Origin of the sequence: Emticicia sp. (assembly GCF_043780375.1) — a bacterium.
Lineage (GTDB): Bacteria > Bacteroidota > Bacteroidia > Cytophagales > Spirosomataceae > Emticicia.
This window is the reverse complement of sequence record NZ_JAYWCU010000270.1, coordinates 20,945-32,170: the sequence shown is the minus strand read 5'-3', so window position 1 is coordinate 32,170 and position 11,226 is coordinate 20,945. Positions and strand designations below refer to the sequence as shown.

Sequence of the window (11,226 nt, the reverse complement as noted above, 5' to 3'; positions counted from 1 at the left end):
AGTCTGTGCATTATGCCATAAGCTCTCGGACTAAGGAACGAAGAACCTTGTGCAATGAAGGTTAATGTATAAAAAAATTTCTCCCAAAACTTATTCATCGTAAACATCTGATGAGAGGCATAACGATGCAAAAAGAAGGTTTGCATCAAGATTGAAAAGTACCAATGGCACAAGAAAAAAGCTAAAATAACCATCTGAAATGTTTTTTTGGTGATAATTAAATGTAAAAGTAAGTGTATGGAAAAGTTAAAATTATGATAAAAGTCAGTTTTCGAAATTTTATAAATATAATTATTCAAATAATTGAGTTGCTAATGTTTTAAGGTTTATTTAACTTTTTTGAAAATATAGTAGTGTACAGGAGAGTCAATTTGATCTTTATTTATTGATTTACACAAATATATTGCTACAAAACAATGAATGTTGATTTTTTGAAAAATTGGTTTCTAAATAAATTTTGTGTTGAAAAAATTGTATTTATCTAAGAATATTAAAAAATAAGCGAAATTTCGCTAAAAATACTTGTTTCGCATTTCACCAATTTATACATTTGTGCTATGATTCGCTTAGAAACCAAAACCATGACCAAGCAAGAGACTCTTGCAATGCCTGTCGGCGTTACTTTAGACCGCTTTATTAAGCGTCAACAAAGTGCGATGCCCACTGCTTCAGGCGAACTTTCTCAGTTGCTAAGAGATATTGCTCTTGCAGGAAAAATCATCAATCGGGAAGTAAATCGAGCTGGTTTGGTTGATATTACTGGTGCATTCGGAAGTCAGAATGTGCAAGGAGAAGACCAACAAAAATTGGATGTGGTTGCCGATATTCGGTTTCTAAGAGCTTTAAAAAATGGTGGAGAAGTGTGTGCGGTCATCACCGAGGAGCAAGACGAAATTATCTATACCGACAATGACGAGGGTAAATATGTAGTAGCAATCGACCCGCTTGATGGCTCATCTAATATTGATGTAAATGTGTCGATAGGAACAATTTTTTCGGTATATCGTAGAGTTACTCCCATAGGAACAAGGGCAACATTGGAAGATTTCATGCAAGGCGGGCGGAATCAAGTAGCAGCAGGATACATTCTCTATGGTTCTTCTACAATTTTGGTTTATACAACAGGGCAGGGAGTAAATGCTTTTACTTATGAAAATTCATTAGGCGAATTTTTCCTGTCTCAAAATGAAATAAATAGCCCCGAAGATGGCATCATTTACTCAGTAAATGAAGGGAACTACAATGATTTTGTGAGTGGTGTAAGAGGCTATATTGTCAATTGTCGGCTGAAAGAATATGCTGGGCGTTACATTGGCTCGTTGGTAGCTGATTTTCACCGAAATCTTTTAAAAGGAGGAATTTATCTTTATCCTGCGTCGAAAAAATACCCAAAAGGCAAGTTACGCTTGCTTTATGAGTGTTATCCTTTGGCGTTTATTGCCCAGCAAGCAGGGGCTGTTTCAACCGACGGACATCAAAATATTTTAGATATCACACCCAAAGAATTACATCAACGTAGCCCCTTTTATGTAGGAGCAAAAAACATGGTCAATGATTTGTTATTGAATTTTTAGAACATGATAAATGGCTGATAATGAGATGTTTGTCGTTTTTATGATATGACCAAAATCATTTCAGAATAAAATATTAAAGCCTTACTTGTCGCAGAATTATACTTCTTCAATATACTAAATAATTCAATGGAAATTTTAACTGACATTAACCCGACAAAATTGTCAATCAAAGCCAAAGAAGTTTTTAATAATCTTAGCCCTGCTGAATTGATTGAGGCTGCTCTTCAAAACGGAGAGGGGGTTCTGACCGATACAGGAGCTTTGATGTGTGATACTGGAAAATTTACTGGTCGTTCGCCAAAAGATAAATTTTTGGTCTGCGACGAAAAGACTGAAAGCACAGTTTGGTGGGGTGACGTTAATTTTAAGTTTTCGCCTGAAAAATTTGATGCTTTACTCGAAAAAATGCTTGATTTTCTTGAAGATAAACGTATTTACGTGCGTCAGGCGTTTGCAGGTGCTAATGCCGATTATCGCTTGAATCTTGAAATTATCAATACCAAAGCATGGCATAATTTATTCTGTAACAATATGTTCATTCGTCCAAATGAGATGGATTTGCAAAATTTTGTTTCAGATTTTACAATTATTTGTATTCCAGAATTTGAAGCAGACCCCGTCATTGACGGCACTCACCAAGCCAACTTTACGATTGTTGACATGACTCGTAGAATTTTGTTGATTGGTGGAACAGGTTATGCTGGCGAAATGAAAAAAGGCATTTTTACAGTCCTAAATTATCTTTTACCTCAAGAAAATGGCGTGCTTCCGATGCACTGCTCGGCAAATATTGGCAATGAAGGAGATACTGCTATTTTCTTTGGCTTGTCAGGAACTGGTAAAACGACACTTTCGGCTGATCCAAATCGTGGACTCATTGGCGATGATGAACACGGTTGGTCTGAGACAAGTGTGTTTAATTTTGAAGGTGGTTGCTACGCCAAAGTGATTGATTTGAGCAGAAAGAAAGAGCCAGAAATTTTTGACGCCATACGCTATGGGTCTATTGTAGAAAACACTCGTTTTATTGTAGGCACTCGTGAAGTGGATTATCACAATAATTCAGTAACTGAAAATACCCGAACGGCTTATCCGATTCATTATATTCCAAATGCCGTAGAGCCTTCGGTGGGCGGAATTCCTGAAAATATTTTCTTTTTGACTTATGATGCTTTCGGGGTTTTACCTCCCATTTCAAAGCTGACGGTTGGTCAAGCAATGTATCATTTCATATCGGGTTATACCTCTAAAGTTGCAGGAACAGAAATGGGCGTAAAAGAGCCACAGGCAACATTTTCTGCTTGTTTTGGAGCAGCATTTTTGCCTTTACATCCAACCAAATATGCGACTTTATTAGGTGAAAAAATTCGCCAGAATAAAGTAAATGTTTGGTTAATTAATACGGGTATGACAGGCGGAAGTTACGGTGTAGGTTCACGAATGGAACTCTCAAATACAAGAGCCATGATTACAGCAGCTTTGAATGGCGATTTGAATAAAGTTTCTTTTACGAAGCACCCGATTTTCGGCATGATGATTCCAGAACATTGCCCTTATGTAGTTTCTGAAATTCTAAATCCAAGAAGCACATGGACTGATAAAGAACAATATGATATTGCGGCAAAAAAACTGGCAAATATGTTTCGACATAATTTTGAAAAATATGCTGACTTTGCCGATACTGAAATTTTGGCAGGAAGCCCTGAATAGAAGTTTTGATTTTTAAATTAGGAGAATAAAAATTGGTGTATTAATTATTTAAGGTTGAATTTTTTGCTTAGAATCTAAGTTTAAAATGCCCTGCTTATGGTGGGGCATTTTTTGTGATAGCTTGTTGAACAAGTTAGAAACCTATTCTTTTTAATGTTAATCCAAAACTTTAATCGTCAATCACAAATCGCTAAATCACAAATATTTTTTATATTGCACCTTTCTTTTTCAATCTATAACCTCATAATCTATGAAAATTCTTGTACTAGTTCTATTTGTCTTTATTGGCATTACCTCTTTTATATCAATGAATGATAATTCTCCAAAAATTGAACCAAAAGCTGTCGTCAAAGATACTTTGATGCTCGACCGTGAAAAATATATTACATTCTTGAAAGATTCTCTCAAAGGAAAAGAAACGGTTCTTGCCGATTCGGTTTTTAAGAATATCAAGTCACTCAAAGGCAAATCAACCGAACAATTATTAAGTATCATGAATAATTGGGGTCATGCTTTAGGCGTAACTTGCAAGTTTTGCCATGAAGTAAACAATTGGGCATCGGAAAAAAGTCGTAATCATCTCCGTACTCGCGAAATGATTGTGATGAATGACCGTCTTAATCGAGATCTTTTGTCTCAAATGAAAGGTTTCCGTCAGCCCGTAACGATGGGTTGCATTTCATGCCACAACGAAATGAAAGAACCACCGCACGACGGTCCCCGTCCGCAAGGTCCACGTCCACGTCCTGACGGAGCAGGCTCAAATCCTGGAGGTGCAAAAAATTAGAAAATTACGTTGTAGGGCTTGAAATTTTTCAATCTTTACCTATATATTATGACATATATTTCACGCAAGAAATTCATATACATTGAATTTCTTGCGTTTTTTTTTCTAAAAAAACTATACAAATAGTTTTGAAACTAAATATTTAGTTATATATTTGTTATGAAATTAAACACCACTAAAATGGAATTAAGAGATTTAACTCGAGCAGAAGAGGAAGTAATGCAAATATTGTGGAACCAAGAACCATCTTTTGTGAAAGACATACTGGAGCAATTTCCTGAGCCTCGCCCTGCTTATAATACCGTTTCTACCATCGTTCGTATTCTCGAACAAAAAGGCTTTGTAGGACACAAAGCCTACGGCAAAACACACGAATATTTTTCACTTGTAAGCAAAGAGCAATACAAATCATTTGCCACAGGCAAACTCATGCAAGGCTATTTTGAGAATTCTGTAGAGGAAATGTTTTCGTTTTTTGTGAGAGAAAAGAAAATTGACGTGAAAGAAGCCGATGAAATTTTAAAACTGATTGATAGCATGAAAAATGCTAAATATTAAAACAAAATAAATGTAAAGTGCTTATTATCAATAAGTTAAAAACCAATAATTATGAAAAAGCTATTCGTTATTTTACTATTGGCGATTTTCGCTACAAACGTTTCTTATGCTCAAACTTCAAAAAACGAAGATGTTGTGTTTGAACAAGTTGATATTATACCCGAATTCCCAGGAGGCTTGAAGGAAATGTACGCATACATTGGAAAAAATCTCAAATATCCAGAGCAAGCGGTGAAAGCAACTGTTATAGGCAAAGTTATTGTAAAAATGATTGTTGAAAAAGATGGAAGCATCAATTCAATAGCCTTCTTGAAAGGTATTGGCTTTGGCTGTGATGAAGAAGTAGAGCGAATTGTGAAAGCAATGCCAAAATGGACAGCGGGTATGAAAGATGGTAAAGCCGTCAGAACATCTTTTGTTTTGCCCGTGATGTTTGCTATGGAGAATAAAAAATCTAAATAGCTTTTGTTGATAAACTATTCTATTCAACCAATAAACCACCCTTTTGGGTTTTGAGATATGAATTTTTTACATTATCTCGTTCAAGTAAATTTGTACTTGTTGCTGTTTTACGGCTTTTATCGCCTATTGCTTTTCGATGAAACTTTCTATGGTCTCAATCGAGCATATTTGGTAGGCTCTGCGATTTTGAGCTTCGGTATTCCGTTTTGGTATTCCGACTATATTCAGTCGTTTTTGATTACCCAACAGGTCAGCGAAGTTTTTTATACTGTGCTGAGTCCAGCCGTTTTTGAGGTACGAGCAAGCACGGAAAATCCATTTACTTGGTACGATTTATTGAAGATATTCTATATTTCCTGTACCATGTTTTTGGCTATCAAGCTAATATTTAATCTCGTACAGTTGAAAAAGTTATTAGAAAACACTTCAGCTCATCATGAGGAGGGAGTTAGTTTTTCATTTTTCAACTTTGTATTTGTGGACAAAGATTTACAAAAACGAGAAGTTGTACTGGAGCACGAATATGTACATATTAAACAATTGCATTCGGCTGATGTGATGCTTTTTGAGTTGATTGCGGTGCTTTGTTGGTTCAATCCCGTTGTTTATTTCTACAAAAAATCAATTAAAAATACCCACGAATTTATTGCGGATGATATTGCGAGTCGCTTAGAACCTACAAAAGCCGACTATGCAATGCTACTTTTTTCACAACAATTCGGGCTAAATCCACACCAACTTACCAATCCATTTTTCAAACATTCAACCCTAAAACGACGCATCGAAATGTTACAAAAACCACGCTCTCGTAAGATTGCCATGTTGAAATATGGTTTTACAGCACCCTTATTTGTCTTGATGCTCGTGATAGCGTCGGCAAGTATTGCAAGACACGAAACGATTAAAAAAGTAGAGCTTTGTATTGATTTGGCAGCAAAAAAAACTGTTTATGAGTTGCCAATTGTGCCTTTGAAAGAACTCATTGTAGCAAATAATAGTATAATTTCGGGAAAAATCACTTCGAAAGAATATGGAACGCCGTTGGCGGGCGTAATAATTTCTGTAGTCGGCAAAAACAAAGGCACAACGTCGGATGTGAATGGCGATTATAAAATTGATGCTCTTCCTGAAGATGAATTGACATTTAATTTTAAAGGTTTTGAAATAAATACTATACCTGTTACTGACAAAATAATTATAAATGTTTCGTTGAAAACAGGGAATAATGCAGTGATAATGCCAACAGAGGGCGGTAAATTTAATAATTTGGAAGAGTTTGTGGTAACAGGATATGCCAAAAATGGGAAAGCAATCAACGAAGAGGTTTTTACGACAGTTGATGAAAATCCGACTTTCCCTGGGGGAATCAAAGAAATGTATAAATTTATTGGGCAAAATCTTAGATACCCTTCTGCAGCACAAAAAGCCAATACACAAGGGAAAGTTTTTGTAAAGTTTATCGTTCGTAAAGATGGTTCTACTTCTGATATGACTGTTTTGAAAGGAATTGGCAATGGTTGTGATGAAGAAACCGTTAGAGTTATCGGAATGATGCCCAAATGGAATGCAGGCAAGCAAAATGGAATTCCTGTAAATGTATATTTTACGATGCCTATTAGCTTTGTTTTGGAGGAAGGCTCAAATGAAGTAAAAAAAAATGACCCAATTGAAGATAATAATGTCAGAAGAAAATTAGATGGAACACAGTTAGAGTTTGAAAATAAAACTGCACAAATTAATTCTGGCAATTTGCTTTGGGTTATTGATGGCGTAACGGTGAATAAAGATGCAATAAAAGATATAAAACCAGAAAATATTGAATCTATTTCGGTCTTAAAAGATGCTTCGGCTACAGCACTTTATGGCGAAAAAGGCAAAAATGGAGTGATTATAGTAACTACTAAAAAGAACTTCATTACAAAAGAAGAACCTAATTTCACCATAAAAGGCAAACAACTTTATACCCTAAAAGTAGGCAAAAATCGTGAAATAATTGATGCAAAAACTGCCAATGATTTTTCGACTGACCGCATTATGCAAGTAAATGTAATCAAACTCAATGATATAAAAGCCCGCAAAACTTCCTTGAACGAGTACGAAGAGAAGGTTTTGAAAGAAGGTTACGATGGTTGGGTTGATATTTGGGTGAAAGAGCAGTAAGCAATTATCAGCGAACAATTGAGTGAATAAGTCTTGAAAAATTGTAAATTTGAGATTTATTCAATCATTATCGTTTATGATGTCCAAAGTAATTGACCTTGATTCCTACATTTGGCTTGATTTTACTGCCAATAATAAAGATTTAGAAACCATAGATTTAGAAAATACTACTCAATTTTCGGAGTATGTTTTTAATAAAATTGCTGCTGTGAATGCAAAAATGGGCGTTGGTGGCTATATGGAGCATCGAGTTATTTATCGTAGAAGCGAGCATTTTTCGGCACAAGAAGAGCCAAGATGTATTCATCTCGGCATTGATTTATGGGCAGAAGCAGGAACTCCGATTTATGCCCCATTTGATGGCGTTGTGCAAAGTTTTCAAAATAATGATAATTTTGGAGATTATGGCCCAACAATCATTTTGGAACATTTGCAAGAATTTGACTTCACGCCAAACGAAAAATTATATACGCTTTACGGACATTTAAGTTTGGCTTCTCTTGACGGGATTTTTGAAGGAAAAGTTATTAAAAAAGGCGAGAAAATAGCCGAAATTGGCAATTTCCCAATCAACGGCGATTGGCCTCCGCATTTGCATTTTCAGGTTATGACCGACATGATGGGCATGAAAGGCGATTTTGCAGGGGTATGTGCTTTATCTGAAAAAGAAAAATATAAGCAAATTTGCCTTGATCCAAATTTGATTTTGGGTTTAAAATAGAAACTGGTACAAGTCAATCAAGACTTGTACCAGCGATTATTTACCCTTTATAAAACAACCATTTTCCGATTTCTTTAAACGAAGGTTTTTTGCCGTACATCAAAATACCCACACGGTAGATTTTTGCAGCCAACCAAACCATGCCTATTGTGCTTACTACAAGTAAAGACATCGAAAGAATTAATTCCCACGGTTCTACACCAAAAGGCAAACGTGACATCATGGTAATTGGAGACGTAAAAGGTATCATTGATGCCCAAAATAGCAATTTATTATCGGCCTGTCCTGCTGTCATTAGTCCAATTAAGTAGCCTGCAAGTAGTGGTAGCATTATAGGAAACATGAATTGCTGAGTATCAGTTTCGTTATCAACCGCCGAGCCGATTGCTCCATAAACCGAGGCGTAAAACAAATAACCAAACAAAAAGTAAAACAAAAAACAGCCAATAATTAATGGAATATTAAGGCTTTTGGCACTTTCCAAAAACGCCATTACTTTACCAGCATCCGAAGGGCTTTCGGCAACTTTCTTAGTGATTTTGTCTTTGTCTTTTTGTGGCATTTCAGACATTTGTTCTTGAGCGGCTTTAGCAATTTGTTGCGAAGGTAATAACGATGAACTAACAGTTGTAAGAATAAGAGTTAGCGTTATCCAGAGAGTAAATTGTGTAAGACCTACCAATCCTACGCCTAAAATTTTGCCCATCATTAACTGAAATGGCTTTACTGATGAGATAATTACTTCGATAATTCGATTGGTTTTTTCTTCAATAACACCACGCATTACCTGCATTCCGAAACCAATTACAGTCGAAAACATTAAAATAACAGCAATAAAACCTAAAATTGTTGAGGCAAGCGTATTTTGCTCTTTTTGTTCACCTTCTTTGCTTACCACCACAACTTTTGACGACACGTCAACGTCGGCTTCTTCCAAAATCTTTTGGTCGATACCCGCTTTTGCTAATTTTACATTACGAATTTCATTCTGAATGATATTTTCTATTTTTCCCTGAATCTCAAAGCCAACGCCTTTTCCTGTATAAATTTTTAGGCTACTTGGGTCTTCCATGATGTTTTTTGGAATCAAAGCGACAATATCCGTACGCTTTTGATTAAGTCGATTAATAGCCGAATCGAGTGGTAGATTGAGGTACTCAAATTTTACTTTTTCAGAGTCTTTAAATTTTTGAGTGAAAGCTCCACTTTCGTCAATGATTGATACTTTTTGCATTTCTCGAGAGTTGAAAACTCCCCAAAAAAGCAAAGCATAAAATCCAGAAATTAGCAAGGGCATTAAGAGGGTCATTACCCAAAAAGATTTTTTCTTGATTCTAACCAAATATTCTCGGCGAAGGATAAGTAGTATGTTTTTCATGTTTTAAGTTTTTTGATGTATAACAAGTTTGTAACTTGTTTATTATGGCGTACCAAATTGGAAGTTTTCGTAAAGTATCAATCAATAGTTTCATTCACAACCATCTTAAAAATATCATTCATTGTCGGAATATTTTCTCCAAACGAACGAAGCTCTACTTTATCAAGTAATTGTCTAACTAATTGATTGACAGGTACTTCAGGTCTGATTTTAATGGTAGAAGTGGAATAATTGTCTTCGATTTTTTCTGTGTTTAAAATTTCAAAATCATTGCCAGTATTTTCCAAAACTCCCAAATATTCTACGTGATACGTATGGGTTTTGAAGCGTTCTTTTATTTCGTTTTTTGCTCCGTCTAATACTTTTTCTGATTTATTTATCAATGCAATATGGTCGCAAAGTTCTTCGACAGACTCCATGCGGTGCGTAGAAAAAATGATTGTTGAACCTTTTTCTTTTAGCTCAAGAATCTCATTTTTTATCAAATCGGCATTGATTGGGTCGAAGCCAGAAAATGGTTCGTCCAAAATAATCAATTTTGGTTCGTGCAGCACTGTTGCCACAAATTGAATTTTCTGTTGCATACCTTTCGATAGGTCTTCTACATTTTTTGTCCACCAAGTTTTTATATCAAACTTTGTAAACCATGCCTTTAGTTTTTCGAGGGCTTCTTTTTCTGAAAGACCTTTGAGTTGAGCCAAATAAAGCAATTGCTCACCAACTTTCATTTTTTTATAAAGTCCACGTTCTTCGGGCAAATACCCAATTTCTTTGATGTGGCTTTGGTTGAGTTTTTTTCCATCAAACAAAATATACCCTTCGTCGGGGCCAGTAATTTGGTTGATGATGCGAATGAGAGAGGTTTTTCCTGCACCATTTGGGCCTAAAAGACCAAAAATTACTCCTTTTGGAATATTGATGCTTACGTCGTTGAGGGCTGTGTGTTGCGAATATCGCTTCACAACATTGTGAACTTCCAGGATATTATTCACGGTTATTTGTTTTTGGTTTAGTGACCCAAATATAAACTCTACCTCAGAATTTATAAAGAAATATTTACAAATGGATTGTTTCTTAAATGAAAGGTAGGAAATAGGAGTTAGGTTTTTAGGTTTATAGGAATTAGATTTTAAGAATTAGGTTTACAAACAAAAAATAGCGTAGCCATTGCTGACTACGCTGTCAAGAATTTTAAATACAAAAATGAGCTTCGAAATCGCAACGGAGAAAATTTGGTAATCGTACGGGTGACTCCGTTTTAAATCTTAAATCCAACAATTTTACTTGTAATATTCTCTAATTTGAAAAAGAAAATAGCCACTTATTAGGAATGTAATAATGGCATCTATGAAATGAAAATGCAATAAATCGCTGAGTAGATATAACATAAAAGCGTAATATGACCAAATCCAACCCTCACGTTTGCGGTCGAACAAACCTTTGATTGAAAGTAAACTACAAATTAAGCCCGCAGTAGTAACTAGCGTAGCTAATCCCCATCTGGGATTTGAAGTGAAAGTAGTAAAAATAGAAGCAAAAGCGGTAACTCCAATGGCCAATACTGTTAATGGGACTAAAATTAACATAATGTAAGGACTAATCTTAACGATAAAATCTTTCCATTCGGTAGGTAGTTGAAAAGGAGCTTTGCTTGTGAAAAGTGGTAATAATTCTTTTTCAAGTGGTTTGTCAGGGCTGATTGCTTCCATTGTTGAAAATAGGTTTATGGGTAAGAATTAAGACATTTAACTATGAATGTAGCAGTTTTCTTTACAAAAATCAAAACTTTAATTATAATTAATACTAATTTTTTACTAAATGGCAAAAGCACTTTGAAATTTTTGTAAGGCTTTTTTTGATTATTTGTTCGATAATC

Annotated in this window: 10 protein-coding genes and 1 pseudogene; 7 read left to right on the top strand and 4 right to left on the bottom strand. The window is 35.3% G+C overall.

Annotation, left to right across the window (positions count from 1 at the left end; genetic code table 11):
• A pseudogene (locus tag ACH2CJ_RS19960) lies at positions 1-194 on the bottom strand (acyl-CoA desaturase); the annotation flags it as partial.
• Positions 195-581: 387 nt separating this feature from the next.
• On the opposite strand from ACH2CJ_RS19960, the gene fbp reads away from it, so the two are divergent.
• The 7 genes from fbp to ACH2CJ_RS19925 all read left to right on the top strand — a co-directional run bounded on the left by fbp (position 582) and on the right by ACH2CJ_RS19925 (position 7,972).
• Positions 582-1,574, top strand: coding sequence for a class 1 fructose-bisphosphatase (fbp, locus tag ACH2CJ_RS19955; protein WP_394995813.1), 993 nt, complete (start codon positions 582-584; stop codon positions 1,572-1,574).
• 126 nt (positions 1,575-1,700) lie between these two features.
• The gene (pckA, locus tag ACH2CJ_RS19950; RefSeq protein ID WP_394995808.1) at positions 1,701-3,284 is read left to right on the top strand and encodes a phosphoenolpyruvate carboxykinase (ATP); all 1,584 of its coding nucleotides are present in this window, start codon (positions 1,701-1,703) and stop codon (positions 3,282-3,284) included.
• Between the two features lie 250 nt (positions 3,285-3,534).
• Entirely contained in the window at positions 3,535-4,071 is a 537-nt protein-coding gene (locus ACH2CJ_RS19945; protein WP_394995805.1) for a photosynthetic reaction center cytochrome c subunit family protein, read from the top strand.
• A gap of 180 nt (positions 4,072-4,251) precedes the next feature.
• Positions 4,252-4,629 (top strand): BlaI/MecI/CopY family transcriptional regulator, encoded by a 378-nt coding sequence (locus ACH2CJ_RS19940; protein ID WP_394995802.1) that lies wholly within the window; start codon positions 4,252-4,254, stop codon positions 4,627-4,629.
• A 51-nt stretch (positions 4,630-4,680) separates the two neighbouring features.
• Entirely contained in the window at positions 4,681-5,091 is a 411-nt protein-coding gene (locus tag ACH2CJ_RS19935; protein WP_394995799.1) for an energy transducer TonB, read from the top strand.
• 57 nt (positions 5,092-5,148) lie between these two features.
• Positions 5,149-7,251: a TonB family protein gene (locus ACH2CJ_RS19930; protein WP_394995797.1), complete on the top strand. Its 2,103-nt coding sequence runs from the start codon at positions 5,149-5,151 to the stop codon at positions 7,249-7,251.
• A 79-nt stretch (positions 7,252-7,330) separates the two neighbouring features.
• Positions 7,331-7,972 (top strand): peptidoglycan DD-metalloendopeptidase family protein, encoded by a 642-nt coding sequence (locus ACH2CJ_RS19925; protein WP_394995810.1) that lies wholly within the window; start codon positions 7,331-7,333, stop codon positions 7,970-7,972.
• A 40-nt stretch (positions 7,973-8,012) separates the two neighbouring features.
• Here the strand turns inward: ACH2CJ_RS19925 and ACH2CJ_RS19920 are convergent, their stop codons facing one another.
• The 3 genes from ACH2CJ_RS19920 to ACH2CJ_RS19910 form a co-directional block, all read right to left on the bottom strand.
• Positions 8,013-9,350 carry an ABC transporter permease gene (locus ACH2CJ_RS19920; RefSeq protein WP_394995794.1) on the bottom strand — a complete coding sequence of 446 codons (1,338 nt, stop codon included), beginning with the start codon at positions 9,348-9,350 and terminating at the stop codon, positions 8,013-8,015.
• Between the two features lie 77 nt (positions 9,351-9,427).
• Positions 9,428-10,342 carry an ABC transporter ATP-binding protein gene (locus tag ACH2CJ_RS19915; protein WP_394995791.1) on the bottom strand — a complete coding sequence of 305 codons (915 nt, stop codon included), beginning with the start codon at positions 10,340-10,342 and terminating at the stop codon, positions 9,428-9,430.
• A 288-nt stretch (positions 10,343-10,630) separates the two neighbouring features.
• Positions 10,631-11,059 carry a hypothetical protein gene (locus tag ACH2CJ_RS19910; protein ID WP_394995789.1) on the bottom strand — a complete coding sequence of 143 codons (429 nt, stop codon included), beginning with the start codon at positions 11,057-11,059 and terminating at the stop codon, positions 10,631-10,633.
• Between the last annotated feature and the right edge of the window lie 167 nt (positions 11,060-11,226).

What these genes read in the sequence shown, in the direction of transcription:
- ACH2CJ_RS19940 (WP_394995802.1), top strand. Translation starts at nt 4,252, where the DNA reads ATGGAATTAAGAGATTTAACTCGAGCAGAAGAGGAAGTAATGCAAATA.
- ACH2CJ_RS19930 (WP_394995797.1), top strand. Translation starts at nt 5,149, where the DNA reads ATGAATTTTTTACATTATCTCGTTCAAGTAAATTTGTACTTGTTGCTG.
- ACH2CJ_RS19925 (WP_394995810.1), top strand. Translation starts at nt 7,331, where the DNA reads ATGTCCAAAGTAATTGACCTTGATTCCTACATTTGGCTTGATTTTACT.
- ACH2CJ_RS19945 (WP_394995805.1), top strand. Translation starts at nt 3,535, where the DNA reads ATGAAAATTCTTGTACTAGTTCTATTTGTCTTTATTGGCATTACCTCT.
- ACH2CJ_RS19920 (WP_394995794.1), bottom strand. Translation starts at nt 9,350, where the DNA reads ATGAAAAACATACTACTTATCCTTCGCCGAGAATATTTGGTTAGAATC.
- ACH2CJ_RS19935 (WP_394995799.1), top strand. Translation starts at nt 4,681, where the DNA reads ATGAAAAAGCTATTCGTTATTTTACTATTGGCGATTTTCGCTACAAAC.
- ACH2CJ_RS19910 (WP_394995789.1), bottom strand. Translation starts at nt 11,059, where the DNA reads ATGGAAGCAATCAGCCCTGACAAACCACTTGAAAAAGAATTATTACCA.
- fbp (WP_394995813.1), top strand. Translation starts at nt 582, where the DNA reads ATGACCAAGCAAGAGACTCTTGCAATGCCTGTCGGCGTTACTTTAGAC.
- pckA (WP_394995808.1), top strand. Translation starts at nt 1,701, where the DNA reads ATGGAAATTTTAACTGACATTAACCCGACAAAATTGTCAATCAAAGCC.